Source organism: Salinarimonas soli (assembly GCF_008386575.1).
Classification (GTDB): domain Bacteria; phylum Pseudomonadota; class Alphaproteobacteria; order Rhizobiales; family Beijerinckiaceae; genus Salinarimonas_A; species Salinarimonas_A soli.
The window spans coordinates 193332-218888 of record NZ_VUOA01000040.1 but is presented as its reverse complement, the minus strand read 5'-3'; the positions used below and the strand labels follow the sequence as shown (position 1 = coordinate 218888).

General features: G+C 71.6%; 22 protein-coding genes. 8 read left to right on the top strand and 14 right to left on the bottom strand.

From position 1 onward, the window contains the following. Nucleotide 1: 1 nt before the first annotated feature. The 11 genes from F0L46_RS22340 to F0L46_RS22290 all read right to left on the bottom strand — a co-directional run bounded on the left by F0L46_RS22340 (nt 2) and on the right by F0L46_RS22290 (nt 12967). Entirely contained in the window at nt 2–550 is a 549-nt protein-coding gene (locus F0L46_RS22340) for a hypothetical protein (RefSeq protein ID WP_149821740.1), read from the bottom strand. After that, a complete protein-coding gene (locus F0L46_RS22335) occupies nt 537–1958 on the bottom strand; it encodes a hypothetical protein (RefSeq protein WP_149821738.1) in 1422 nt (473 codons plus the stop codon). Before F0L46_RS22335 ends, F0L46_RS22340 begins: the two co-directional genes overlap by 14 nt. Nucleotides 1959–1994: 36 nt before the next feature. After that, entirely contained in the window at nt 1995–3854 is a 1860-nt protein-coding gene (locus F0L46_RS22330) for a hypothetical protein (RefSeq protein WP_149821736.1), read from the bottom strand. Nucleotides 3855–3913: 59 nt separating this feature from the next. After that, the gene (locus F0L46_RS22325; RefSeq protein ID WP_149821734.1) at nt 3914–4372 is read right to left on the bottom strand and encodes a glycine zipper domain-containing protein; all 459 of its coding nucleotides are present in this window, start codon (nt 4370–4372) and stop codon (nt 3914–3916) included. Between the two features lie 124 nt (nt 4373–4496). Further along, the gene (locus tag F0L46_RS22320; RefSeq protein WP_149821732.1) at nt 4497–5390 is read right to left on the bottom strand and encodes a hypothetical protein; all 894 of its coding nucleotides are present in this window, start codon (nt 5388–5390) and stop codon (nt 4497–4499) included. Between the two features lie 31 nt (nt 5391–5421). Beyond that, a complete protein-coding gene (locus F0L46_RS22315; RefSeq protein WP_149821730.1) occupies nt 5422–6228 on the bottom strand; it encodes an OmpA family protein in 807 nt (268 codons plus the stop codon). Nucleotides 6229–6321: 93 nt separating this feature from the next. Further along, nucleotides 6322–7269, bottom strand: a complete 948-nt coding sequence (locus F0L46_RS22310) for a hypothetical protein (RefSeq protein WP_149821728.1) — start codon at nt 7267–7269, stop codon at nt 6322–6324. A gap of 26 nt (nt 7270–7295) precedes the next feature. Then, the gene (locus tag F0L46_RS22305; RefSeq protein ID WP_149821726.1) at nt 7296–7901 is read right to left on the bottom strand and encodes an OmpA family protein; all 606 of its coding nucleotides are present in this window, start codon (nt 7899–7901) and stop codon (nt 7296–7298) included. Between the two features lie 155 nt (nt 7902–8056). Further along, complete coding sequence (locus F0L46_RS22300) at nt 8057–9361, bottom strand: HlyD family type I secretion periplasmic adaptor subunit (RefSeq protein WP_149821724.1); 1305 nt, start codon at nt 9359–9361, stop codon at nt 8057–8059. Then, nucleotides 9358–11175: a type I secretion system permease/ATPase gene (locus F0L46_RS22295; protein ID WP_240540106.1), complete on the bottom strand. Its 1818-nt coding sequence runs from the start codon at nt 11173–11175 to the stop codon at nt 9358–9360. The genes F0L46_RS22300 and F0L46_RS22295 overlap by 4 nt, the downstream gene beginning before the upstream one ends. A gap of 280 nt (nt 11176–11455) precedes the next feature. Next, nucleotides 11456–12967 (bottom strand): ATP-binding protein, encoded by a 1512-nt coding sequence (locus F0L46_RS22290; protein WP_149821721.1) that lies wholly within the window; start codon nt 12965–12967, stop codon nt 11456–11458. Nucleotides 12968–13168: 201 nt separating this feature from the next. Between F0L46_RS22290 and F0L46_RS22285 the strand changes: the two genes are divergently transcribed. From F0L46_RS22285 to F0L46_RS22250, 8 genes are all read left to right on the top strand, one after another. Next, a complete protein-coding gene (locus F0L46_RS22285; protein ID WP_149821719.1) occupies nt 13169–14407 on the top strand; it encodes an aspartate kinase in 1239 nt (412 codons plus the stop codon). Between the two features lie 323 nt (nt 14408–14730). Beyond that, complete coding sequence (locus F0L46_RS22280) at nt 14731–15588, top strand: leishmanolysin-related zinc metalloendopeptidase (protein WP_149821717.1); 858 nt, start codon at nt 14731–14733, stop codon at nt 15586–15588. A gap of 180 nt (nt 15589–15768) precedes the next feature. Further along, entirely contained in the window at nt 15769–16080 is a 312-nt protein-coding gene (locus tag F0L46_RS22275; RefSeq protein ID WP_149821715.1) for a hypothetical protein, read from the top strand. Continuing rightward, nucleotides 16077–18035 (top strand): S41 family peptidase, encoded by a 1959-nt coding sequence (locus F0L46_RS22270; protein WP_149821713.1) that lies wholly within the window; start codon nt 16077–16079, stop codon nt 18033–18035. Before F0L46_RS22275 ends, F0L46_RS22270 begins: the two co-directional genes overlap by 4 nt. A 386-nt stretch (nt 18036–18421) precedes the next feature. Continuing rightward, nucleotides 18422–20689, top strand: a complete 2268-nt coding sequence (ptsP, locus tag F0L46_RS22265; RefSeq protein WP_149821711.1) for a phosphoenolpyruvate--protein phosphotransferase — start codon at nt 18422–18424, stop codon at nt 20687–20689. A gap of 6 nt (nt 20690–20695) precedes the next feature. Beyond that, complete coding sequence (gene prfA, locus F0L46_RS22260) at nt 20696–21781, top strand: peptide chain release factor 1 (RefSeq protein ID WP_149821709.1); 1086 nt, start codon at nt 20696–20698, stop codon at nt 21779–21781. Then, nucleotides 21778–22653, top strand: coding sequence for a peptide chain release factor N(5)-glutamine methyltransferase (prmC, locus tag F0L46_RS22255; protein ID WP_188312088.1), 876 nt, complete (start codon nt 21778–21780; stop codon nt 22651–22653). The genes prfA and prmC overlap by 4 nt, the downstream gene beginning before the upstream one ends. 383 nt (nt 22654–23036) lie before the next feature. Next, nucleotides 23037–24107: a DUF4167 domain-containing protein gene (locus tag F0L46_RS22250; protein WP_149821706.1), complete on the top strand. Its 1071-nt coding sequence runs from the start codon at nt 23037–23039 to the stop codon at nt 24105–24107. Nucleotides 24108–24198: 91 nt separating this feature from the next. Here the strand turns inward: F0L46_RS22250 and F0L46_RS22245 are convergent, their stop codons facing one another. From F0L46_RS22245 to F0L46_RS22235, 3 genes are all read right to left on the bottom strand, one after another. Beyond that, nucleotides 24199–24414 (bottom strand): hypothetical protein, encoded by a 216-nt coding sequence (locus F0L46_RS22245; RefSeq protein WP_149821704.1) that lies wholly within the window; start codon nt 24412–24414, stop codon nt 24199–24201. A 13-nt stretch (nt 24415–24427) separates the two neighbouring features. Next, nucleotides 24428–24616, bottom strand: coding sequence for a hypothetical protein (locus F0L46_RS22240; protein WP_149821702.1), 189 nt, complete (start codon nt 24614–24616; stop codon nt 24428–24430). Between the two features lie 119 nt (nt 24617–24735). Continuing rightward, nucleotides 24736–25527 (bottom strand): MOSC domain-containing protein, encoded by a 792-nt coding sequence (locus tag F0L46_RS22235; protein WP_240540105.1) that lies wholly within the window; start codon nt 25525–25527, stop codon nt 24736–24738. Nucleotides 25528–25557 lie beyond the last annotated feature (30 nt).

Below are 25557 nucleotides of genomic sequence, written 5' to 3'. Positions count from 1 at the left end.
ATCAGACCAGGAAGATCTCGGCGGCCGGGCGCCGGAGCAGCCGGTCGAGGGCGCCCGTGTCGGGGCGGGCGGGGTCGAGGAGGATGGCGATGCGAGTGCCGATCGGGTCGGGCAGGGCCACCCGCACCTCCTCGCCGGACAGATGCACCTCGATGGCGCGGGGCGGGCGCGGGCTCATGGGGCCGGCGATGAGGAGCGCCGCGCTCGTGCCCGCGCCGTCCTCGTGCAGGGACAGGCTGTAGGGCCCGACCTCGCGGGTGAGCGTCGGCCCGGTGGAGGCGGCGAGCGCGGCAGGCGAATGGCCGACGCCGAGCGCCGCCAGCACCCGCCGGTAGCGCGCCTGGACCGCCGGATCCGTCCGGAACGCCCGCTCCAGCCGCAGCGACACGGGGCCCCCCGGCACGCGGTCGGCGTGCGCGATCAGCTCATGGAGGCCAAGGACCGCCTCGCGGTCGGGATCGACCGCGTGGGCGTCCTCGGCGAGGGTGCGGGCCAGATGGGCGGCCGCGATATCGCGGGGGGTCACGGTGCGGGGCTCAAGGGATGCCATGGGGAGCCTCCTGGACGCTGGGGTCGGCGTAGAGTTGCGCGAACAGGCCGGCGAACACGGTCCGGTCGGCCTCGAAGCGGGATTCGAGCGGCGCCGCCTCGTCGAGGGCGGCGATGCGGGCGAGCGCGTCGTCGAGCGCGCCCGCGAGATCCGCAAGGCACTCGTCCATGCCCTCGAAGGCGGCCCGCAGATCGTCCGGCCGGGCGTCGAAGCCCTCGCGGCGCATGGCCTTCAGGGCGCGCCGCCCCTCCTGCACGGCGGCCCCCGCCCGGGGATCGTCGGGCGCGGCGCCGCAGCCCTCGACACGCAGGGCCAGGGCGATGCGCAGGAGGTCGCGCAGGTGGCCGTGGAGCGCAGCGGTGGCCGCCGTGAGGTCCGGATAGGGGCGGGCCTCCGCGCAGGCCGTGCGCGCCGCGACCCCGGCGCCGCCCGAGCCCCGGCGCTGCCGGTTGAGGATGCCCGACTGCACCGGCTCGAAGGCAAGCGCCCGCAGGGCGGTGAGCGGACGGGTGCGGTGGAGCGGATCAAGCGCGACCACCGCCTCAAGGTGGCGCCGCTCGACGCCCGTGAGGCATTTGGGCCGCGCCGGCACCCGGCCCAGGCGCTCCTCGAGGGAGGCCTCGTCCCCGCCCGCGATGTCGGCAAGCGCTGCCTCGACCTCGGGCGCGGCGTCGAGGGGCATCGCCTGGCTCAGGCGGTGCAGGTCGAGGCCGTGGCGGCGGGCGCGCTCCAGGGTGGCGACGAGGCGCACGAGGCTGTGGAAGACGGGGCGCTCGCCCGCCCGGATCTCGGCGCAGAACAGGTCGAGGATCGCCGCGTCGTCGAGGGCGCCGGGCTCGGCCCCGAGCGTCGCAAGACGCCGCAGGCCGCGCTCGACCGCGGCGAAAGGCAGGCAGCGCATGCGCCAGGCATGCAGGGCACGGGCCAGCGCCCGGCCGGCATCCTCGACCGCAGGGACGCTGGAATCGTCCGTGACCTGCCGCAGGGCCGAGACGAGGTCCGGCAGGAGGCTCGATCCGTCCACGAGGGCCACGATCTCGGCGAGCCCCAGCGACCGCGCCAGGACCGTGAGGGCGAGCGGCCGGTCCCAGCCGGGGAGGATCACGCCCCGCCCGTCCCGGGCGAGCGCGCCGGGCGGCGCCTGATCGAGGAGGGCAGCCAGGGCCGCGGGCCGGGCGAGCGCGGGATCGAAGACCCGCGCCACGAGCGCCCGCTGGTCGCCCGCGCCGTCGAGGCGCCCGAGGACCGCGAGGCCGCGCGCGAGATCGAGGAGCGGTGCGTCCCGGTTCGGGCGGACGGCGCCCGTGAGCGCCCGGGCGAGCCATCCGGCCTCGCTCCGCGACAGGTTGCGGCCGGCCGCCACGCTCGCGAGCTCGGTGCGGATCCTCTCGTCGATGGGAACGAACATGGGGCCTCGGGGCGCTGGCGGAGCGGGACGGCGGCGCTAGCGCGCGTAGCCGGTGCGGGCCGAGGTCCGCTGCGGGCCCCACACCAGGAGCCCCGCGATCTCGCGGTTCTCGCAGGCCGCCGCCATGGCGGCGATGGCCGACTGGTAGCCGCGCAGGGAATAGGACACCGCCGCGGGCTTGCCGCCAGGCGTGGTGCCGAGCACCGCGAGGCGGGAGCCGAAGGTGAGCGCCCGCACGGTCTCGTTGACCATGCACATGCCGCGCCCGTCGGGGCAGGCCTCCACGGTGGCGAGCCGCCCGTCATGGAAGCTGAGCGGCAGCTCGGTGACCCGGCCCGACGGCTCCATGATCTCGGCGGTCGCCCGGCCGGGACGATAGTCGGCGGCGCGGTCGAAGAGGTGGCGCACGGCGGCGCCGCGGGGGGTCACGATGAACTGCAGCACGGGGCGCTGCGCCCGCCAACCGGCGGGGGACTGGTCCTGCGCCACGGTCATGGCGTAGCACTCGCGAAGCGGGCCCTCGCCCACCACGCCCACGATCCAGTCGCCGAAGGAGCGCAAGGGGCGCCCGGGCGGGAGCGGATCGAGGGGCTCGGCACCGGCCCGCATCTGGAGCGAGAAGTCGATCCCTGAGCGGGTCGGGCTCTCGACGTCCACCACGTAGGTGCCGGGCTCCAGGCGGTAGCGCGACAGGAGGGGGCGCTGCGGCGGGTTGAAGAAGGCCTTCACCGTCTGGCCGGGCACCCGGCGCAGCACGTAGCGCAAGCCCTCCGCCGAGCGCTCGGTCACGTCGATCTCGACGACCTTCGGGGCGTCGAGGCGGAAGGCGTAGGACTTGCGGGCCTCCGTGCCGCCGACCCGGTCGTGGAGCTGGCGCGGGCGCAGGTCCACGGCGAGCTCGAGCGCCGCGCTGAAGCCCGCTCCCGTGCGGGTGCTGCGGGCGGCCGAGAGGTCCTCGGGGCTGAGCGCCAGGCGGGTGTCGTCGACGAGGCCCTCGCGGTTGATCGCCTGGCCGCCGGGACGGGTGAGGTCGATCTCCAGGCGCAGCCCCTCGCGCAGGGGCAGGAGCTTCACGTCGGCGATCCAGGCGTCCTCGGAGGGCGCGGCGTCGGGCACGTAGCGGGCGACCACGAAGTCGCGGCGCGCCACGTTGCCCGTCTCCTGGTCGGCGTCGCGAAGCCCCGTGCGCAGGAAGCGCTCGATGCGGCTCGCCATGGCCGGATCCGCCTCGCGCCCGCCGATCTCGGCGCGGCGCAGGAGAACCCGCACCTCGCCTGGGCGGCTTGCATGCAGCCCGTCCGCGTCGCGGCGCAGCAGGTCGCCCGCCGCCATCGTGAACAGGCGCTCGGGCGGATAGAACTGGCGCGGGATCATGTGGGGCGGGATCTGGATGCCCACGGCTTCCGTGCACTCGAAGGCGCCGATCACGGCCCGCAGGTCGAGCTGGTAGTCGAGCCCCCGGTTGGTGACGGTGGCGAAGATTTGGACGTCGACGCTCTCCAGGCGCTCGCGCACGATGCCCTGGACGTCGAGGGAGCGCCCCGATTCCTCGGCGACCTGGAGCACCTGGCCCAATTCGCCGAGGCTGAGGAGCCGCACGCCCGGCAGGCGGGCCACGTTCTCCTCGATGAGGTTGTTGAACACCACCCGGTCGTCGCCCGCGATGGCGCTGGTGCGCTCGTCGAGGCCGCGCGAGTAGACCCGCACGGCGCCCTGAGGCAGCCGGCAGCCCCGGCCGTCCGCCGCCTTGTCGGAGACGCGGCGCCACAATTCCCGCACCCCCGACCCGATCGGGTCGAGGGCCTCGTACCACGTGCCGGTCTGGGCCAGGGCGGCGGGAGCGCCGCCGACGAGGAGGGCCGCGGCGAGCGCGGTTCGGAACAGGGTCTTGCGCATGGTCCTCACCATCGGCGCCGGAGGGGTCCCGTCCCGGGCGGGGACGGGACGGCCGGGGATCAGAGCACCTCGGCCGAGGCGACCTGGCCGCTGGTGTCGCGCACCAGGCGGTATTCCTTAGTGGTCGTGGTGGTCTCGCCCGAGGGCTTGCGGGCGGTGGCGCGCACGACGCGGATCTCGTCCTTGCCGCGGCGATAGGTGCGCACGGGGCGGCTCGTGATCTGGGTGCCGTCGTTGTCGACGCGGGAGACGGCCTGGTTGCGCAGGGCGGCTTCCATGTTGGCCTGATCGATCGCCGCGCCGATGGCGAGGCCCGCCGCGCCGCCGATGAGCGCGCCCACCGCCGCGCCGCGCGCGTCGCCCGTGATGGCCGCGCCGAGCAGCCCCCCGGCGAGCACGCCCGTGCCGGCCGCGGCGGGCACCGCCGAGGGCTGGCCCGTGGCCGTGGTGCAGGCCGAGAGGGCGGTGGCGGCCGCGAGCATGAGGGCGCCGCGGCGGATCGTGTTCAGGTAAGGCATGTCGTCCCCTTGTCGTTGGTTTTCGGATCACGGGTGTCGCCGGCCGGAAGCGGCGGCCACGCTGCCGTCGCGAGGCCCCCGGGTGGCCAGCTTTCCGACACAATCGCTACCGGAACGCGGCCCCTCACGGTGTGCGATTTCTCACAACGGCAACGGTTCCGTCCGAGATTTGCGCGGGCGCCGCGGCGAGCCCGAGAAAGCCCAGCGCTTGGGCCACGTCGGCGGCGACGCGCTCGGGGGTGGTGCGGGCCTCGTACCAGATCGCGCCAGCGCCGTCGGGCAGGGCCATGCGCCGGTGCCGGTCGTAGCAGCGAAAGGCGCCAAAGAAAGGCTCCAGCCGCTCGATCTCGGCGGGCTCGAAGCCGCGCAGCTCGATCATGACGGTCGCGGGCGCGCCGCACTCGGCGGCCGCCGCGGGAGCCGGAGGCGCGGGACGCGGCGCGACCAGATCCTCGAGCCGGACGGAGAGCGTTCCGGCGAGCTCGCGCACGATGGGCCGGGCCTGGTCGCCCAGGCGCTCGAGGAGGCAGTCGGGATCGCAGCCGCCGGGGATCCCCGGCAGGCGCTGGTCGGCCCCGGCGGAAAAGGCCGCGAGCACCCGTCCGTCGCGCACCCCGAGCATGCGGCCGGCGATGCGCATCTGCGGCTGGAGCAGGCCCGTCACGGAGGAGCGCCGGGCGGAGGCGTGGATGGTGAAGATCATCACCACGTCGAGGGGCGGCTCGCTCACCGCGCGGGCGATGTCGACGAGGGCAGCGTCCGTGCGCCGCCCGCCCGCCGGGTCCACGAAGGAGGCCGTGACGGCGGTCTCGTCGTAGAGGCGGAAGCGGCGCTCGCTCAGGGCCTCGTTGAGCTGGGCCACGATGCGGGCATAGAGCCGGTGGCCCCGGGGGACGCTGGTGGGCTCGCCGTCGCTGCCGAGCGCCAGCACGTTGACGCGGATCGGCGCCTGCGCGAGCGCCGGGCCGGCGAGGGCGATGGCGAGGGCGGCGAGGAGGAGGCGGGCGGCGCGGCGCATGGGGCGTTCCTGGAAGCGTGACCCCGCCGCGTCAGCGCCGGGGCCGGACGGGGATGCAGCCGACGATCGGGCCGCCGGGCTGGAAGTCGTCGAGGTCGTGGGTGGGCTGCACGCAACCCTCGGGCGCCGGGCGGACCGCGAGCACCCTGAGGCCCGCCTCGAAGGCGCGCGGATCGCCTACGGGATCGATCGTGGCGATGGGCAGGTCGTCGAGGGCCGAGGCGCCGCGGCGCACGAAACGGGCGGCGGGCTGCGAGCCGAGCGTGCGCAGCACCAGGGCGACCTCGATCCGGCGATGGCTCCCCGAGCGCGGCGGCTGGCCCTCGACGGGGCGCGCCGAGCCCCAGCCCGCCACGACGAGACGTCGCGGATCGATGCGGAAGGCCTCGACCAGATAGTCGCGCACGGCCCGCGCCCGCTCGTAGGAGAGCTCCAGGTTGCGGCTCTCGGAGGCGCCCGTGTCGGCGTGGCCCGCGACGAGGAAGCGCTCGCCCGCGAGCTCGGGCGCGCTCAGCGCCCGGCCGAGCGCACGAAGCTGGGCGCGGGACTCGTCGGAGAGCGCCCTGCCCTCCCCGCCGAAGAACACGGGAAAGCTCACCGCGCGCAGGAAATCGACCTGGTAGCGCGTGGTGACCCGGTCGGCCGTGACGTCCACCTCGCGCAGGGCCCGCGCCATGACGCGGCCCCGGGGCGGAGCGCCCGCCCGCTCGGCGGCGCCGTCGCCGAGCAGGCCGATGATCTCGGCGGTGGCGGGGTCGGCGGCGAACGGCTGGGCCGCGAGCGGCGTGCAGGCGAGAAGGAAGGCGACGAGGGCGGTCAAGCGACGACGCGAGGGCATCGCGGGTACTCCTGGGGAGGGCGCCGGGCGGCGCCGCAGATACACGGGACGGGCGGGGCCCCGTTCGGGCTCCGCCCCGTCGTGGCCGGCGCCTCAGCGCGTGACGGTCTTGCGGATGTCCACCGCGCCGCTGTTGTCGCCCATGGTGATGTTGCCGCGCACGCCCATGAAGTCGAGCATCTGGCGCAGGTTGCGCATCAGGCGAGCCTGGTCGGACCGGGTCTCGTACCAGTAGTCGGCGACGGAGCCGCCGACCCGGGTGGGGCGGTGGCTCTCGTAGCAGGCGAAGCGCACGAGAAGCTCCTCCACCTGGCTCACCTCCTCGGGCTGGAAGTCGCGCAGGCGGATCTGGTAGGCGGTGGGCAGGACGGGCGGGCAGGCCTCGCCGGAGGCGGACATCGGCACGCCGCCACCGGGCGCCGCCACGGCCATGGCCGGGGGCGCCCCCGGGGCCGGGATGCCGATGAAGGCGGTGAGGCGCTCGACGACGCCGCTCGCCACATCGGCCGAGATGAGGTCCGCCTCGGCGCCGACGCGCTCCAGGAGGCATTCGCGGTCGCAGTTCACGGGCAGCGGCGGCAGCTGGTAGCCGCCCGCTTCGAAGGCGGTGACGAACTGGCCCGAGCGGACGTTGAGCACGCGCGCCTCGACCCGCACCTCCGGCCGCGAGATCGCGCCCGAGGGGCTTTTGCGCGACGAGGCGTAGATCCGGTAGACCACCGCGGCGTCGATGGGCACGCGCACGGCGCGGGCGACCTCGATCAGCTCGGCTTCCGAGCGGCGCACCCGGTTCGTCGCCGCCACCTCGAGCCCGCTCGCGGTCTCGTCGTAGACCTGGTAGCCCTTGAGGTTGAGGGTCTCCATCATCCGGGCCTGGACCCGGTTGAAGATGCGGTTGAAGCGCGGCACGGCGTCGGTGTCGGTGTCGTCCGACATCACGAGGATGTTGACCCGCTTGACGGCGGTCTGCGCCTCGACGGGGCCCGCGAGGGCGCAGCCGAGGGCGAGGAGGGGAAGGGCGAGGAAGCGGAGGGAGCGCATGGCGGCGTGAATCCGATCTGGAGAGGTCAATAGCCCGCGACGGTGACCACGAGGGCCACCTCGACGCGCCGGTTCAGGCCCGAGGCGGGATCGCCCGGCACCCGGAGCGCCGTCGAGCCGTAGCCCGACACCAGCAGGCGGTCGGCGGGAATGCCGTAGAAGGCCACGAGATGGTCGCGCACCGCGAAGGCGCGGCGCAACGAGAGGTCCATGTTGTGGTCGAAGTCGCCGCGCGCGTCCGTGTGGCCCGCGACGAGGAAGCGATAGGGGCTGAGCTCGGGCGAGCGCAGGGCAGCGCCGAGCCCCGCGAGCTGGTCCGCCGCATACTCGCCGATCTCGGCGCTGTCGGTGGCGAAGCGGATCGCGAAATCACGGGTGCGGGAGGCGTCCACCGTGACCTGCACCCGCGCGCCGCGGTCTTGCGCGATCACCACGCGGGGACGCCGGGCGGGAGGCGCGGCCCGCACGGGCGCGGCGGCCGAGGCCCCGCCCATGGGGGCGGCAAGCGGCGGGCTCACGGGAGCGAGCGAGCGGATGATCGATGTCGCCTCGCGGTCGGTCTGCGCAAGGGCAGGCGTGGCGAGGCCGAGCACGCAGAGGCTTGCGAGCGCGAGGGCGGTCTTCGACGGCATGGCAGGTCATCCCCCAGAGCGCCCGCGGCTGGCCATCGCCGCCGCAGGCTGTCACGTCTGGGTTCTGGACGGGCCAGAGCCGGTTCCGGCGTGCGCGGGCGCACGCAGCGCGGCCGGACGGCGAAACGGGGCCGTTTCGACCGGCCCCGCCGCGCCTATTCCTCGCGGAAGGCGCGGTTGACCTGATCCATCAGGGGCTTCGTGAAGTAGTTGAGAGCGGTGCGGTCCGCCGTGCGCACGAAGGATTCCACGGGCATGCCGGGGGTCAGGGTGAGATCCTTGATCTTGGCCAGCTCCGAGGCGGGCAGGCTGATGCGGATCGTGTAATGACTCATGCCCGTGCGCTGGTCCGTGCTGACGTCGGCCGAGATGCGCGTGACCTCGCCGTATATCTCCGGCGTCGTGCGCTGGTTGAAGGCGGAGAGCCGCAGCACGGCCGATTGCCCGGGACGGATCTGGTCGATGTCCTGGGGGGCGACGCGCGCCTCGACGGTGAGCTCGTCGCTCTTGGGCACCACGAGCATCATCGGCTCGCCCGGCGAGACCACGCCGCCCACCGTGTGGACGGCGAGCTGGTGGACGCGGCCGGTCTGCGGCGATCGGACGTCGATGCGCTTCAATTGGTCCTCGGCCGTGACCTGGCGCTCCACGAGCTCGACCATCTTGGACTGGATGTCGCGCAGCTCCTTGGCCACCTCCGAGCGCAGCTCCTGGTCGACCTGGAGGATCTGCAGCTCGGTTTCCGTGATCTTGCCCTTGGCCTGGGCGCGGGCGGCGGCCAGGCGCCCCAGCTCGCCCTCGGTGCGCACCGCGTCGCGCTCGATAGCCGTGACGCGCTGGAGGGTCACGAGGTTCTTGCGGTGGAGATCGCGCACGCCCTCGATCTCGGTGGCGATGAGGACGTTCTCGCGCTGCCGGGCCTGGATCTGGGTGTCCATGCCGTCGATCTCGTCGCGAAGCTGCCCGACGCGCTCGCGCAGCTGGGATTTCTGGCCCGCGCGGCTGGCGCTGCGCAGGTCGAAGAGGGATTGCTCGCCGCGCATGGCGCGGCCCACGTCCGGGTTGGCGGCGCGCTCCAGGAGATCGGACGGGAAGGTGATCGCGCCCGCCCCGTCCCGCTCGGCCTCGAGGCGCGCCTGGCGGGCGACGAGCTCGTCGATGCTCTTTCGCACCACGGCGAGGTTGGCGCGGGTGACGGTCTCGTCGAGGCGCACGAGCACCTCGCCCTCCCGCACGAGCTGGCCCTCGCGCACGAGGAGCTCGGCCACGATGCCGCCCGTGGGGTGCTGGACCTTCTTGACGTTGGAGTCCACCACCACGACCCCCGGCGCGATCACGGCGCCCGAGAGCTGCGCGGTCGCGGCCCAGCCGCCGAGGCCGAAGACCACGGCCCCGAAGATCGTCGTGCCCGCCAGGATGTGGCGGCGGATGGAGCGCTGGGCTTGCGTCGGGGCGGTCATGCCTGCGGCTCCGTGCCGTCGTGGACGATCTTGAGGGCCGCGCCGCTCGCGGCGCCGGCCACGCCCGCGACCCGTTGCGGCTGCGGCTGCGGCGCGCCGGGTGCCGCGGGCATGGCCTGGGGACGCTTGAGAGTCTGGGTCAGCACCTCGTCGCGGGGGCCGAAGGCCTGGACCCTGCCCTCGTTCATGAGCATGACGAGATCGACGCCAGCGAGCGCGCTCGGGCGGTGGGCGATCACCACCACGGTGCCGCCGCGGGCCCGCACGCTGAGGATCGCCTGGGTGAGGGCCTGCTCGCCCTCGCTGTCGAGGTTTGAGTTCGGCTCGTCGAGCACCACGAAGAAGGGGTCGCCGTAAAGCGCCCGGGCCAGCGCCACGCGCTGGCGCTGGCCGGCCGAGAGCGCGCTGCCGTTCTCGCCGATGGGGGTCTCGTAACCCTCGGGCAGGCGCAAGATCAGGTCGTGCACGTTGGCGGCCTTGGCCGCCGCGATGATGGCTTCGGGCTCGGCCTCGGGATCGAAGCGCGCGATGTTCTGCGCCACCGTGCCGGCGAACAGCTCCACGCTCTGGGGCAGGTAGCCGATATGGGGGCCGAGGGCCACGGGATCCCATTGCTCGAGGGCGGCGCCGTCGAGGCGCACCCGCCCGCGGGCGGGCTCCCACACCCCGACGAGGACGCGGGCGAGGGACGACTTGCCCGAGCCGCTCGGCCCGATCACGCCGAGCGCGCTGCCGGCTTTCAGGGCGAAGGTGGCCTCGTGCACGACGATGCGGTTGCTGTCGGGGGGCACGCAGGCCACCCCCTCCACCGACACCGAGGCGGTGGGCCGGGGCAGGGCCATGGGTCGCTGGCCCCGCGGCGCGCCCTGGAGCAGGCGGTTGAGCTGGGCCCAGCTGGTGCGGGCGCCGATGAAGCCCTTCCAGTGGGCGATGGCGAGCTCCACGGGCGCGAGCGCCCGCGAGACCAGGATGGAGCTCGCGATCATCATGCCGGCGGAGGCCTGCCCCTGGATCACGAGATAGGCCGCGACGCCGAGCACGCCCGACTGCAGCACCATGCGCAGGATCTTGGAGATGGCCCCCAGGCCGCCCGCCACGTCCGCGGCGCGCTGCTGGCTCAGGCGGTGCTCGTCGTTGGCGTTCGACCAGGCGGCGGCGAGCCGCGGGGCCATGCCCATGGCCTGCACCACCTCCGCGTTGCGCCGCGCGCCCTCGGCCATGGTGTGGCGCTGGACGGCCGCGACCGTGGCGGCCTCGGCGGGCTTGCGGGTCAGGAACTCGGTCGCGAGGGTGAGGGAGACCAGGAGGATCGCGCCCCCGAGCGCCGTGACCCCGATCCAGAAATGGAACCCGAAGCAGATGAGCAGATAGAGCGGCATCCAGGGCAGGTCGAACAGGGCGGTGGGCCCGAGCCCCGACAGGAAGCCTCGCACCTGGTCGAGCTCGCGCACGGGCTGCTGCGACTCGCCGGGCCGCTTGCCCCGCAAGGGAAGGCGGACCAGCACCTCGAAGGCGCGGCGCCCGAGCGCCTCGTCGAGATGGTTGCCGACGCGCACGAGGATGCGGGCCCGGATGACATCGAGGAGGCCCTGCGACCCGAACAGCATCAGGGCCACGATCGAGAAGCCCACGAGGGTCGGCAGGCTGCGGCTCGGCAGCACGCGGTCGTAGATCTCGAGCATGTAGAACGAGCCGGTGAGCGCCAGCACGTTGAGAAGGCCGCTCATGACGGCGACCGCGATGAACGCTCCGCGGCAACGCTTCAGGGCGCCGAGGAGCTCGCTCTGCGCCTGGTTGGTGATACGCCTCGACACGCTTTTGCCCCCGAAATTCCCCGCGGGATCCGCCGCCGCATCGAACGGCACGGTCCGACTCCCGCCAGTCTAGCAATCCATCGGTGAAAATGAACTTGAGATGCACGCATCAGCCCATGCGCGCACAGGTATCCCGAACGTCGGCCCGCAGGGTATCCGGGTTCGTCCGCAGCGCGCCACCGGGCGGGCCCTTCGCGGGAGGATCCGGACCGGATTTCGCGGGGCCTGTGGCTCCCGTGTCACGTCCCGAAAAGCGTGGCTGGAGGGAGCGGACGTCGGCTCACTCGGCGGCGAAGAGGTCCGGGGGCGCGTCTGGCGGCGGCGCGGCCCGGGCGGGGTCGCCGGGCGCCGTCTCCCAGCCGAGCTCGGTGAGCGCGATGACCCGGTTGCCGCGAAAATCCGTCCGGCACACGAGGATGCCGCGGCTTTCCATGTAGGCGACGAGGCGGCGGGCGCGGCCCGGCGAGCGCGAGCCGCAGGCTCGCGCGATGTCGTCGTCCGAGGGACAGGGCGCCCCCTCCTGCGCGGCCCGGGCCAGCAGCAGGAACACGCCCTGGAGCTCCTCGGCGAGCCCCGCCGCGACGGCGGCCGCCCGCTCCCATTCGGGCTCCGCCGCCCGCTCGGCGCCGACGCCCGCGCGCGCCACCGCGAGGCGCCGGCGGAAGGCCGCGAGGTCGAGGGCTTCCCCCAGGCGCCGCATGCGGCAGCGCACGATGAAGTCCTGGTAGAGCACGGCGATGGAGCGGAACGCCGCGTCCGGATCGGCCAGGACGTCCGCCATGACGGCGTCGATCGCGGCGTCGCGCTCCTGCTGCGGCATCTCGGGCGGGGCCTCGGCGGCCGGCGCGGGGCGATGGCGGGCGAGCTGCGCCAGCACGTCGACCGTGGCGGGCGGCGCGGGCGTGGGGCGGCGCGCGGGAGTGGGCCGGAGAGGCTCGGGCTCGCCCGGGGCGAAGATGAGGTCGCGGGCCGCCTCCACGGGCTGCTCGGGCAGGGGCATCAGGCGGGGGCTCGACGACCGGGCGGAGGTTTCCACGCGGCCGATCGTGACCGGGACGGGGCGCTTCGACAGGGCAGGCCCCAGCGCCACGAAGTGCCCGCGCGCCAGATCGCGGAACGTCTCGGCCTGGCGCCGGTCCATGCCGAGCAGGTCGGCGGCGCGGGCCATGTCGATGTCGAGGAAGGTGCGGCCCATGAGGAAGTTCGAGGCCTCGGCCGCCACGTTCTTGGCGAGCTTGGCGAGGCGCTGCGTCGCGATCACGCCGGCAAGCCCCCGCTTGCGCCCGCGGCACATGAGGTTCGTCATGGCGCCGAGCGAGGCCTTCCGCGCCTCGTCCGATACCTCGCCCGCGGCGGCGGGCGCGAAGAGCTGCGCCTCGTCCACCACCACGAGCATCGGGTACCAATGGTCGCGCTCGGACTCGAACATGCCCCCTAAGAAAGCCGCGGCCGCGTGCATCTGCTGCTCGGCGTCGAGGCCCTCGAGGTTGAGCACCACCGAGACCCGGTGCTGGCGCATGCGCGCGGCGATGCGCTGGAGGTCGGACCCTGAGCGCTCCGCGTCCACCACCACGTGGCCGAAGCGGTCGGCGAGCGTGACGAAGTCGCCTTCCGGGTCGACGATCGCCTGCTGGACGTGCGGCGCGCTCTGCTCCAGGAGTCGGCGCAGGAGGTGCGACTTGCCCGAGCCCGAGTTCCCCTGCACCAGGAGGCGGGTCGCGAGCAGCTCCTCCAGATCGACGAGGGCCGGCGCGCCGCCCGGCCCCGTCCCGATCTCGATTCCCACCTGCATCCCGGCCTCTGCTCCCCGCCTTCTTCCGGTGGTCTAACACACGGGCGGCCCGTCTGGTGCCGGACCCTGCGCCATGCTCCACAGATTCGTCGCCGCCGTCCCCATCGCCGTTCGTCGCGTTGACAATCCGCCGCCCCCTCGCCATGGATGCGCCCGCCCGTCCCGATCGCGGGCGTCATCCTCCCTGCCCTGGGTCGCTGAATGCCCCGTCTGGTGATGAAGTTCGGCGGCACGTCCGTCGCCAATGTCGAGCGCATCAGGAACGTCGCGCGCCATGTGAAGCGCGAGGTCGACGCGGGCTTCGACGTCGCCGTCGTGGTCTCGGCCATGGCGGGCAAGACGAACGAGCTCGTCGGCTGGTGCAAGGAGGCCGCGCCCCTCTACGACCAGGCCGAGTACGACGTGGTCGTGGCCTCGGGCGAGCAGGTGACCTCGGGGCTCCTCGCCCTCGCGCTCCAGGAGATCGGCATCCCAGCCCGCTCCTGGCAGGGCTGGCAGATCCCGATCCAGGCGTCGGAGGCCCACGGCAACGCCCGCATCGTGGACATCGACGGCACCGCAATTCTCAAGGACTTCGAGGAGCGCCGGGCGGTGGCGGTGGTGTCGGGCTTCCAGGGCGTGCACGCGCCGACGGGCCGTGTCGCGACGCTGGGGCGGGGCGGCTCGGACACCTCCGCCGTGGCGCTCGCCGCCGCCCTCAAGGCAGAACGCTGCGACATCTACACGGACGTGGACGGCGTCTACACCACGGATCCGCGCATCGTCACCAAGGCGCGCCGCCTCGACCGCGTCGCCTTCGAGGAGATGCTCGAGATGGCCAGCTTGGGCGCCAAGGTGCTCCAGGTGCGCTCGGTCGAGCTCGCCATGGTGCACGGCGTGCCCACTTACGTGCGCTCCTCCTTCGACGACCCCGAAAGCCCCAATCCCGGCACCCTCATCTGCGACGAGGAAGACATCGTGGAACAGCAGATCGTCACCGGCATCGCCTATTCGAAGGACGAGGCCCAGATCACGCTGCGCAACGTCTCGGACAAGCCGGGCGTCGCCGCCCTGATCTTCATGCCGCTGGCCGAGGCCAACATCAACGTCGACATGATCATCCAGGTCGTGTCCGACGACAGCGTCACCACGGACATCACCTTCACGGTGCCCTCCGCCGAGTTCGAGCGCGCCCGCACCATCCTGGAGCGCAACCGCGGCGACATCGGCTACGGGGCGCTCCAGGGCGCCACCGACGTGGTGAAGGTCTCGGCCATCGGGGTGGGCATGCGCTCGCACGCCGGCGTCGCGGCCCGCGCCTTCAAGGCGCTCGCCGAGAAGGGCATCAACATCCGCGCCATCACCACCTCCGAGATCAAGTTCTCGGTGCTCATCGAGTCCGCCTACACCGAGCTCGCGGTGAGGACGCTGCACTCGCTGTATGGGTTGGATCGGGCGTGACGGGACTGCGCCAACGCGGGGGACGCGTGTCTTTGGCGCTCAAGGAGGTGAGCAGAGGCAGGCGGAGGGTCACGCCGTCGTCGGAACCGGGCGCACTCCGCGCGCCCCTCGTGCATCGGGGTCCTGTTCGATGTGGAGAGCCCTGCCGCCCTGCTGCGCGGGCCTCGGCAGCGCCCGGGCGCCCAGATGCATCTAGTAGCGTTATTGATCGTTTCGACCATTTCAATCACGAATCACGATTGGAAATTACTCGCGATAGGTGATGACGTCAGGCGGTTCGCGTCGGTGCTTGCACAGCGCGGTGGACAGACGGAGAGACGATCATGGCCGTCATCGAGGAATACGTCGCCCGAGGTGGATCCTCGGCCGTAGACGCGGCAAGCGGGGCCGCACAAGCTGCGACAGCCTACACGATTGTGGTTCGCTTTCTTGGCGGCCTGACCGATCGGCAGAAAGCCGCATTCCGGGGAGCGGCGGACCGATGGACGCGGGCGATCGTGGGCGATCTGCCGAGCGTCAACGTCGATGGCGAGACGATTGATGACCTGCTCATCCTTGCCCAAGGCGCTCCCATCGACGGCCCGGGCCTAATCCTCGGGCAGGCGGGGCCGACGCGTTTGCGTCCGGCCAGCGCCGGCTCCGCCGCCTTCCTTCCAGCGAAGGGCGAGATGACCTTCGATACCGCAGACCTCGCGGCAATGGAGGCGGACGGACGTCTCGACGACGTGATCGCTCACGAGATGGGCCATGTCATCGGAATCGGGACGATCTGGACGCGCAAGAACGTTGTCAGGGACCTTGGTACGTCCAACCCTGTGTTCATCGGCCCGCATGCGATGGATGCCTACAGCCAGCTTCGCGGACTGCCAACCCCAACGCCGGTGCCGGTCGAGAACAAGGGGGGCCCGGGAACCGCGGGGGGGCACTGGCGGGATTCGGTGTTCGGCAACGAACTCATGACGGGGTTCGTCAATGGCCCCGGCAATCCGCTCAGCCGCATGACGATCCAGAGCCTTGCCGATCTCGGCTACGTGGTCGATCCCGGGGCAGCCGAGCCTTACGCCCTCCCCACCCATGTCGAGATGGCCGAGGCCGGCGTGCTCGGTGGGGCGCCTATGGCGACCAAAGGCATCGTCATCACCAACGTCGCGCAAATCCTGCCGGACGACAGCCTAGCATAAGGCGTCCATCCGCGACGTGCATGCCCGCTCGTCGGCGGCGACGTTTCGCGAGCGACGGAGAGCAGCACAGGCCGATGCCGCTGCATCTGGCAAGCAGCCCTGCATCCGGCGGCTGATGATCCCAGGGCGCCCGGTCCGCCAGGGAACGCTCGTGGCGTCCAGAACGGAAGGACCGGGCGAATGGTCGACGGCTTCAAGCGGCCGGAAGCGCAGGTCCTTCCGGAGACGTCTTTGGTAGCGGCGGGGAACATGCTCGTGCCCCCGCCCAATCAGTTCACGCACGAGCTAATCCGGACCGTGCCCTTCGACTACGGCGAGGGCACGGCCGACTCGGCTAAGCCCTTCGGCGGCGTGTTCGAAGTCGGCACGCCGGTTGTGCTGATGGTCCATGCCGGCGGATCGGATTGCTGGGTGGTTGACGGCCGAGGGCTCTACGTTCGGATCGCGTTCGACAGCTTGAAGCCGTACCAGAAGATGGGAGGACATCCATGACTGACGAGCCGAAATATGACGGCGGCGGGCGGTTGAGCGATATCGTGGCGGCCGCCGATGACAGTGTGAAAGCCGCGCTGTTGACAGGCAAAGGCATCAACGGCTTCCTGTCCGCAATTGATAAGCTGACGAAACCAGAAATGGAAATCATTGTCAGCCAAGCGATAAATCTCATCGAAAAGTTTTATGTTCACCTTCCGATGAAACGGGCGATGCATGCTGTCGACCCGCTTCAACGCCTCCGACTTCTCCGGCGCCGCATAAATCAAACTCCGAGCGAGATAGCGTTTCATCATGAAATGACAGACATTTTCATGGCATTACGTGATTTACATACAAATTACATTCTACCGATTCACTTTGCTAAGATGGTTGCATACGTACCGTTCAGGGTTGAGGCTTGCATAGAGAATGGTGAGCGTGCCTACATCGTCGCAGATCTCGCGCCGGGCTTCAATCACCCGACCTTCGTCAGAGGCGTCGAGATACTCTACTGGAACGGGATCCCCATAGAACGTGCCGTGGAGATTGCCGCCTCCCGGCATGCCGGGAGTAATCCAGCAGCCCGGCACTCACGCGGCGTCGCGGGCCTGACGAAGCGGGCTATGAACATCGCCCCGCCTCCAGATGAGGAATGGGTCACGATAGGATACAAGAGCCTCGCAGGCGACAGCCTGGAAACGCGGATCGACTGGACGATCAGTGGTCTGCCCGCCGAGACAGATGCTGCAACGCCGGAGTTGTCCGTCGAGGTTGCGGCGGCATTCGGTCTCGACCTGGAGGGTGACACGTTCCAGCGCATCAACAAGATGCTGTTCGCCCAGCAGGCCGTCAAGGCCAAGCGAGACATCGCGACCGCCCAGGCCGCGAGCGCCGCCGGCGGCTCGCTCCAAAGCACGCCCATCGTGGCAGGCACGGATTCGTTGTTGCCCGACATCTTCAAGGCGAGGGTCGTTGAGATCAACGGTCGGAAATACGGATATGTGCGCATCTTCACGTTCAACGTGAGCGACGACCGGCCGTTCGTGGACGAGTTCCGTCGCCTTATCGAACTGCCGGAGATGCCGCAGGATGGCTTGATCATCGACGTGAGAGGCAACGGGGGCGGGCTGATCTGGGCCGGGGAGCGGCTGCTGCAGCTCATGACGCCCAAAACGATCGAGCCGACCCGTTTTCAGTTTATCTATACGCCGGCATGCCTTGAATTATGTAGGAACGCCGCAGCATTCAAAGATTGGGCGCCGTCACTCGAACGCGCTTTGGAGACGGGAGCTTCCTTCTCGGCGGCTTTCCCCCTCACGCCGGTGGTACGATGCAACGACATCGGCCAGCGATATCACGGTCCCGTCGTCCTGATCACCGATGCGCGTTGCTACAGCACGACCGACATCTTCGCGGCCGGCTTTCGTGACCACGACATTGGAAAAATTCTGGGCGTCGATCCAAATACTGGGGCGGGCGGAGCGAATGTCTGGACGCTCAGTATCATCAATCAATTCTTCGCCGATGCGGGACTGTCCGCGCCCCTTGAGCCCCTTCCGAAGGAGGCCGACCTGCGTGTCGCCATTCGTCGGACGATCCGCGTCGGGCCGGAAGCCGGCACCGAGCTTGAGGATCTCGGCGTGACCCCGGATGAAACCCACGACCTCACCCGAAACGACATTCTAAGCGATAATGTTGATCTCGTCGCGCACGCCGCCCGCCTGATGGCTGGCAAGCCAGCTTACACATTCCGCGTGAACACGAGCCGGGTCGACGGCAAGCTGCAGGTCGACGTCGCAACAGAGAAGGTCGATTATGTGGACTTCTTTATCGACGGTCGGCCGATGTTGTCCCTGGACGTCGCTTCCGGCACCGTCCAGGGCCGGTTGGTCGCGAAGTCCGGTTCTAAAATCGATCTGAAGGGCTACTCGAAAGGGCAGTTGGTCTGCTCGAGGCGCTTGACGGCGCCATAGGCCTATCTCCGACAACGAGCCTGCGGAAATCAATGCGGGACCGCGGGGGCGGCTTTGTGCCCATCGCTGTCCTGCAGCCACAACCGCCGGGACATCCTGAGCGGCTGAATACCGGAGTACCGTCGTCCCGTTCCCTCTCATGACGGCGAGGAACGACGGGTCGGCGCGGCACAACGCCGCCGCTCGGCCCCGCCGACCCGATTGGCACGTATCAACCGCGCTCCATCACATCGCCCTGCGCACCCCACCCCCCACTCCGCCCTTGCCGTCCCGCCCCCCCACTCGCTATAGCCCTCCCACGAGCGCCGCCGTGCTGCACGACGGGGCCCGCTAGTTCATTGCTGAGGATCGGCCCCTTCCGGCCGGCGAAGGAGCGTCCCCTGCCCATGCGTGGTGCTCTCGGCGGTCCGCGCGTTCTCCTGCGCCGCCTCCGCGAGATCATGGCGGAGCCGGTGAACGCGCAGGCGCGTCTCGACCGCATCGTCGTGCTGATCGCCGGCAACATGGTGGCGGAGGTGTGCTCCGTCTACGTGATGCGGGCGGACGGCACGCTGGAGCTCTACGCCACGGAAGGCCTCAACCGCGAGGCGGTGCACCTCACCACCATGCGGGCGGGCGAAGGCCTGGTGGGCCTCATCGCCAAGGAGGCGACGCCTCTCGCGCTCGCCGACGCGCAAAGCCACCCGGCCTTCTCCTACAAGCCCGAGACGGGCGAGGAGATCTATCACGGCTTCTTAGGCGTCCCGATCCTGCGGGCGGGCGACACGCTCGGCGTGCTCGTCGTTCAGAACCGCGCGCGGCGCGGCTATAACGAGGAGGAGATCGAGGCGCTCCAGACCACCGCCATGGTGGTGGCCGAGATGATCGCCTCGGGCGAGCTCCAGGCCATCGCGACGCCGGGCGCCGACATCGCTGTGAAGCGCCCGCTCTCCCTCAAGGGCGTGATGCTCGCCGAAGGGGTGGGCTTAGGCCACGTGGTGCTGCACGAGCCCCGCGTGGTGGTGAAGAACCTCATCGCCGAGAACGTCGACCACGAGATCCGCCGCCTGGAGACGGCCATCGCCGAGGTGCGGGCCTCCATCGACGAGTTGATCGACCGGGGCGACGTGGTCCATGGCGGCGAGCACCGGGAGGTGCTGGAGACCTTCCGCATGTTCGCCCACGACCAGGGCTGGCTGCGGCGCATGCGCGAGGCGGTGCTCTCGGGGCTCACCGCCGAGGCGGCGGTGGAGCGCGTCCAGTCCGACAACCGGGCCCGGATGCTGCGCCAGACGGACCCTTACCTGCGCGACCGCCTGCACGACCTCGACGACCTCGCCAACCGCCTGCTGCGGCGGCTCTCGGGCCAGGATCTCGTGGCCCGGCGCGAGGCGCTGCCCGACAACGCCATCCTCGTCGCCCGCGCCATGGGCCCCGCAGCCCTCCTCGACTACGACCGCTCGCAGCTGCGCGGCCTCGTCCTGGAGGAGGGCGGGCCGACGAGCCACATTGCCATCGTGGCGCGGGCGCTCGGCATCCCGGCCGTGGGCGAGGTCGAGACCATCACCACCCTCGTCGAGGCGGGCGACGCCATCATCGTGGACGGGGTCGCGGGCGAGGTGCAGGTGCGCCCGAAGCCCGACGTGGAGGCGGCTTACGGCGAGAAGGCCCGGGTGCGGGCCCGGCGCCAGGAGCAGTACCGGCGCCTGCGCGAGGTGCCGAGCGTCACCCGCGACGGGGTCGCGATCGAGCTCCAGCTCAATGCGGGCCTCCTCGTCGACCTGTCGCATCTCCACGAGACGGGAGCCGAGGGCATCGGGCTGTTTCGCACCGAGATCCAGTTCATGGTCGCCGAGCGCATGCCCTCGACGGCCGAGCAGCAGAAGCTCTATCGCACGGTGCTCGACGCGGCGGGCGGCGCCTCGGTCACCTTCCGCACCCTCGACATCGGCGGCGACAAGATCCTGCCCTACATGCGGGCCGTGGAGGAGGAGAACCCGGCGCTGGGCTGGCGGGCGATCCGCATCGGCCTCGACCGGCCGGGCCTGCTGCGCAGCCAGATCCGCGCGCTCCTCAAGGCCGCGGCCGGGCGGCGGCTCAAGGTCATGTTCCCCATGGTGGCGACCGTGGACGAGTTCGCCCGCGCCAAGGCGCTCGCCGAGCGCGAGCGGGCCTATCTGGAGCGCCATGGCCACGCCCTGCCGACGCAGATCGAGCTCGGCGTCATGGTCGAGGTGCCCTCGCTCCTGTTCCAGATCGACGAGATCGCCCGGGCCGCCGACTTCCTGTCGGTGGGCTCCAACGACCTCATGCAGTTCCTCTTCGCGGCCGACCGAGAGAACCGGCAGGTGGCGCACCGCTTCGATTCCTTGAGCGTGCCGGCCCTGCGCGCCCTTCGGGTGGTGGCGCGGCACGCCGAGGCCGCAGGCTGCCCCGTCACGGTATGCGGCGAGATCGGCGGGCGCCCCCTCGACGCCATGGCCCTCATCGCGCTGGGCTTTCGCCGCTTCTCCATGTCGCCCGCCTCCATCGGCCCGGTGAAGGCCATGCTGCTGGCGCTCGATGCCGGCGCGGTCGCGAAGGCCGTGACGAGCGCCCTCGACCTCAAGGGCGACGACGCCACGCTCCGCCCGGTCCTCGCCGCCTTCGCCGCCCGCCACGACATCCCCGTCTAGCCCCCCATGACCACCGCCCCTCCGCCCGAGCGTCTCGACGCGATCCTGGCGCGCCACGCCGTCGCCACGGCCCAGCTCTCCGCCGGCCCCGACGCCGACACCTACGTGGCCCTCTCCCGTGAGCTCGCCGAGCTCGATCCGGTGGTCGCGGCGATCCAGGCCTATCGCGCCGCGGCCGACGAGCTCGCGGGTCTCGACGCCCTGCTCGCCGACCCCGCCACCGACGCCGAGATGCGCGCGCTTGTCGCCGACGAGCGGCCCGAGGCCGAGGAGCGGCTCGCGGGGGCCGCCGCGGGCCTGCGCCTCATGCTCATCCCCCGGGACGCCGCCGACGAGAAGAGCGCGATCCTCGAGGTCCGGGCCGGCACGGGCGGGGACGAGGCCTCCCTCTTCGCGGGCGATCTCTTCCGCATGTACGCGCGCTACGCCGAGCTGAAGGGCTGGCGCGTCGAGATCATGTCGGAGAGCGAGGGCACGGTGGGCGGCTACAAGGAGATCGTGGCCGAGATCAAGGGACGGGGCGTGTTCGCGCGGCTCAAGTTCGAGAGCGGCGTCCACCGGGTCCAGCGCGTGCCGGCCACCGAAGGATCGGGGCGCATCCACACCTCCGCCGCGACCGTCGCGGTCCTGCCCGAGGCCGAGGACGTCGACGTCCAGATCAACGAGGCCGACCTGAAGATCGACACGATGCGGGCGCAGGGCGCGGGCGGCCAGCACGTCAACAAGACCGAGTCGGCGATCCGCATCACCCACATCCCGACCGGCACCGTGGTCTTCGTCCAGGAGGAGCGCTCGCAGCACAAGAACCGCGCCCGGGCCCTGGCCCTGCTGCGCGCCCGCCTCTACGACGCCGAGCGCACCGCCAAGGACGCGGCCCGCGCCGCCGAGCGGCGCTCCCAGGTGGGCTCGGGGGACCGCTCCGAGCGCATCCGCACCTACAACTTCCCGCAAGGCCGCGTCACGGACCACCGCATCAACCTCACCCTGTACCGGCTGGAGGAGGTCCTGAGCGGCCTTGCCCTCGACGAGGTCGTCGACGCGCTGACCGCCGAGCATCAGGCGGAGCTGCTCGCCGCGCAGGACCAGGGGTGACGGGCGCCGCGCCGCCCGACGTCACGGCGGAGCTCGCCCGGGCCGAAGCCTTGAGCCGGGTGCGGTCGGCCTTCGCGGCGGCGGGGATCGCCGAGCCCGCCCTCGACGCCCGCATCCTGCTCCTCGACGCATCGGCGATCGACGCCACCGAGCTCGCGATCCGGCCCGAGCGGCCCGTGGGCGAGGCGGGCGCCGAGCGCATCCTCGCCCATGCCCGGCGCAGGCTCGCCGGCGAGCCCGTCTGGCGCATCCTGGGCGAGCGGGAGTTCTGGGGCCTGACCTTCTGGCTCTCCCCCGACACCCTGGTGCCCCGCCCCGACAGCGAGACGGCGGTCGAGGCGGCGCTCAGGGCCCTGCCCCGGCGCGACGCCCCCGCGCGGGTGCTCGATCTCGGGACGGGCACGGGCTGCCTTCTCGTCGCCGTCCTGCACGAGCGGCCCGAGGCCTTCGGCATCGGCCTCGACCGCTCGCCCGGGGCCGCCATGACGGCGCGCCGCAACGCGGTGCGAAACGGCGTCGGCGATCGCGCGGCCCTGATCGTCGGCGACTGGGCGGGGGCGCTCTCGGGCCGCTTCGACCTCGTGATCTCCAACCCGCCCTACATCCCGGCCCCCGATCTCGCGGGGCTGGCGCGCGAGGTGCGCGAGCACGATCCGCGGGCGGCGCTCGACGGCGGCGCCGACGGGCTCGACGCCTATCGGGCGATCCTCGCCGACGCGCCGCGCCTGCTCGCTCCCGGCGGCGCCCTGGTGCTGGAGATCGGGATCGGGCAGGCGGACGACGTGGGAGCCCTGGCCTTCGCCCGCGGCCTGCGCCTCGACGAGACCCGGGCCGATCTCGGCGGGATCCCCCGCGCCTTGACGTTTCGTTAGCCGAAAACCGCGAACCACCCTGGCAAACGGGCCACACCCATCCCATTTGAGCGGGGCGCCCCGAAAAAGCGCTTGGCGTGCGGCCGGGAAGCGGATAGGTTTGCCCTGGATATCGTCAAAAGTCCGGCGCGACGGCATTTCTCAAGCCCGCCCAAAGGACCATGCGATCTCAGCCGCTCGGATCGGGGCATAGCTTTCCGGCGGCGGAACGGAACCCGGCACTGAACCTCAAGGCCTGCGCCCATCCGCGCATGCCCGACGACAGGACGACGGAGATCCACGCGGACGGTGGGGTACGAACCCCCGTCCGACGAAGCCCGCTCGCACATGAACAGACATCCAGCGAGGGTCGAGTTAACGTGAGACCAGGACAGAACAGGCGTATGCGCGGCCGCAATCGCGGCAGCAAGGGTCCCAATCCGCTCACCCGGGCCTACGAGTCGAATGGCCCCGACGTGAAGGTGCGTGGCACGGCGCAGCACATCGTCGAGAAGTATTCGCAGCTCGCCCGGGACGCGCAGTCGAGCGGTGATCCGGTGGCGGCGGAGGCCTATCTCCAGCACGCCGAGCACTATATCCGCATCATCCTCACCGCCCAGGAACAGCTGCGCCAGCAATACGGCACCACGTTCCAGCGGCCCTTCGACGACGAGGACGACGGCGAGGAGGACAACGGCTTCCCCGTCGGCTACGGCACGCCCGAGCGGACCGGCCCCATCGGCGCCCCCGCCGACGACATGGATTTCGGCTCCCAGCCGCAGCCCTTCATGGGGAACTACGAGCCCCGCGGCAACGGCAATGGCGAGGACGGCCGGCGCGAGCGCTTCGACCGCGCCCCGCGCGGCGACCGTCCGGACCGCAACGAACGCTTCGACCGCGGCCCGCGCGCCGACCGTCCCGAGCGCGGGGACCGGCCCGACCGCCAGGATCGATCCGACCGTCCCGAGCGCGGGGACCGGGGAGATCGTCCCGAGCGTCAGGATCGTCCCGAGCGTGGGGACCGGCCGGAGCGCCAGGATCGTCAGGACCGCCCCGAGCGGGGCGAGCGCCCGGACCGCCGCGAGCGGTTCCGGGGCGGCGACCGGGACTACGCGCCCCGGGACGGCCAGCCCCGTGACGGTCAGCCGCGCGAGCCCCGGCCCGAGCGGGTCGAGATCGCCGCGGAAGGCGAGGCTCCGGCCCCGCGCCGCGAGGAGCGTGAGCCCCGCCGCGAGCGCGAGCCGCGTCGCGAGCGTCGCCCCGAGCCCGCCGACGAGGCCGGTGCGGGCCTGCCCGCCTTCCTGACGAACCCGGTTCCGCGTCCGGCTCCGGCCGCCGAGGCACCGGAGGCGGCGCCCGCCGATGCCGAGAACGCCGAGATCGTCGCGCGTCCCCGCCGCAAGCGGGCCCGCCCCCGGACGGGCGACGCCCCGGACGCCGGGGCCGAGACCCGGGATCCGACGCTCGCCGAGTGAACGGTCCGGACCGCGATGGCATGAGAAAGGAGGGCGAGAGCCCTCCTTTTTTCTTGAGCGGATGCCGGGGGACGGGCCGAGAGCCCGGGCCTCAGTGGCGGCCGAGCGGCGCGGCTTCGGGGGCGCAAGCCCTCATCTCGGCCTCGCGGGAGACGAGCTCGATCCCCGTGCGGACGTTCTTGAGCCGGTACTGGGGCTCCCCCGTCACGTCCTCGGGCATGAGGCGCACCACCTCGTACACCGCGTCGAACTCACGGATATAGACGGTCGGGATGACCGTCTGGCCAACCTGGAAACGATGGGGCATGGCTGGATCCGCTCTAATGGAGGTAGGTGCGCTCGCGCCGTTCCCGCACCCGCTCGTAGAGGGCGGGGATCGCCGGGTGGCTGGGATCGAGCTCCTTCAGGAGATCGGCCGCGGCTTCGATCTCGGCCGGCTCCCGACCCTGGGTGAGCTGCTCGACGGCGCGCTGCAACGCGGCAACGTAGATTGAAACGGCATCGGTCAACGGGCTCATCTCCCCCGAGATTCACCCAGGTTAAAATGCCGCAGGCCGTTCAGGGTTCGACCTGAGCCGTTGAAAATTCTACCATCTTGCGGGTACGGGCCGAGCGCCCCGTTGGGCGATCAGAACGGCAGGGCGGGCTGCGCCGCCGGCTCCACCGCGAGATGCGCGCCCTCGGCGATGCGCCCGCCCTGGAGCACCTTGCAATAGATGCCGCAATCCATGTGGCCGAAGCGGCGCATGAGGGTAGGCGGGATCGCAAGATCGCGCAGGCCCGTGGCGGGATCCACATCGGTCGCGGCGCAGCGCTGGATGCGCTTGACCACCTCGAGCCGCACGCCGCCCGGCCCCTCGATCGTGCGTCCCACGAGATCGAGCTCGGCCCAAGGCTCCAGGCCTTCCACATGCACGTTGCCGCGAAACCGCAGCGGGTCCACCGGCGCGCCGAACATGTCCTCCAAAGCCGCCACGCTCGCAAGATTGATGATGGACAGGTGGCCCTTGGTGGAATCGGTGAAGCGGAAGCCCTCCGGCGCCGCGAGCACGCGCGGCTCCCCGCGAAGCTCCCGGGCCGCGTAGCCCCGGAAGAACGCCTCGATCGCGGCGCGCCCCTCGGGCGTCGAGAGATCGCCTCGCGCCGCCTCGCGCCCGCCCTCCTCGACGACGAGGGTCGTGGTCTCGTCGAGGTAGCGGGTGCTCAGCCGGGCGAGCGACCCGTTCTTCATGAGCATCAGGAACTTGAACTTCGGCTGGAAGGCCGGCGCCTCGGGATCGAAGCCCGACGGGCCGTTCTCGATCGCGAACAGCCGGTCGCCCGGGAAGTAGGCCCCCGCCACGAGATCGGCGGCGCCCAGGCGCTCGGGCGAGAGGCCCTTGACGGGATAGCGATGGAGGGAGGCGATGCGCATTGTCATGCGCCCGGGTGTAATCCTGCCCACGGGACC

Coding starts and splice junctions, on each gene's coding strand:
- F0L46_RS22340 (WP_149821740.1), bottom strand. CDS start 550: ATGGCATCCCTTGAGCCCCGCACCGTGACCCCCCGCGATATCGCGGCC.
- F0L46_RS22335 (WP_149821738.1), bottom strand. CDS start 1,958: ATGTTCGTTCCCATCGACGAGAGGATCCGCACCGAGCTCGCGAGCGTG.
- F0L46_RS22330 (WP_149821736.1), bottom strand. CDS start 3,854: ATGCGCAAGACCCTGTTCCGAACCGCGCTCGCCGCGGCCCTCCTCGTC.
- F0L46_RS22325 (WP_149821734.1), bottom strand. CDS start 4,372: ATGCCTTACCTGAACACGATCCGCCGCGGCGCCCTCATGCTCGCGGCC.
- F0L46_RS22320 (WP_149821732.1), bottom strand. CDS start 5,390: ATGCGCCGCGCCGCCCGCCTCCTCCTCGCCGCCCTCGCCATCGCCCTC.
- F0L46_RS22315 (WP_149821730.1), bottom strand. CDS start 6,228: ATGCCCTCGCGTCGTCGCTTGACCGCCCTCGTCGCCTTCCTTCTCGCC.
- F0L46_RS22310 (WP_149821728.1), bottom strand. CDS start 7,269: ATGCGCTCCCTCCGCTTCCTCGCCCTTCCCCTCCTCGCCCTCGGCTGC.
- F0L46_RS22305 (WP_149821726.1), bottom strand. CDS start 7,901: ATGCCGTCGAAGACCGCCCTCGCGCTCGCAAGCCTCTGCGTGCTCGGC.
- F0L46_RS22300 (WP_149821724.1), bottom strand. CDS start 9,361: ATGACCGCCCCGACGCAAGCCCAGCGCTCCATCCGCCGCCACATCCTG.
- F0L46_RS22290 (WP_149821721.1), bottom strand. CDS start 12,967: ATGCAGGTGGGAATCGAGATCGGGACGGGGCCGGGCGGCGCGCCGGCC.
- F0L46_RS22285 (WP_149821719.1), top strand. CDS start 13,169: ATGCCCCGTCTGGTGATGAAGTTCGGCGGCACGTCCGTCGCCAATGTC.
- F0L46_RS22280 (WP_149821717.1), top strand. CDS start 14,731: ATGGCCGTCATCGAGGAATACGTCGCCCGAGGTGGATCCTCGGCCGTA.
- F0L46_RS22275 (WP_149821715.1), top strand. CDS start 15,769: ATGGTCGACGGCTTCAAGCGGCCGGAAGCGCAGGTCCTTCCGGAGACG.
- F0L46_RS22270 (WP_149821713.1), top strand. CDS start 16,077: ATGACTGACGAGCCGAAATATGACGGCGGCGGGCGGTTGAGCGATATC.
- ptsP (WP_149821711.1), top strand. CDS start 18,422: ATGCGTGGTGCTCTCGGCGGTCCGCGCGTTCTCCTGCGCCGCCTCCGC.
- prfA (WP_149821709.1), top strand. CDS start 20,696: ATGACCACCGCCCCTCCGCCCGAGCGTCTCGACGCGATCCTGGCGCGC.
- F0L46_RS22250 (WP_149821706.1), top strand. CDS start 23,037: ATGCGCGGCCGCAATCGCGGCAGCAAGGGTCCCAATCCGCTCACCCGG.
- F0L46_RS22245 (WP_149821704.1), bottom strand. CDS start 24,414: ATGCCCCATCGTTTCCAGGTTGGCCAGACGGTCATCCCGACCGTCTAT.
- F0L46_RS22235 (WP_240540105.1), bottom strand. CDS start 25,527: ATGACAATGCGCATCGCCTCCCTCCATCGCTATCCCGTCAAGGGCCTC.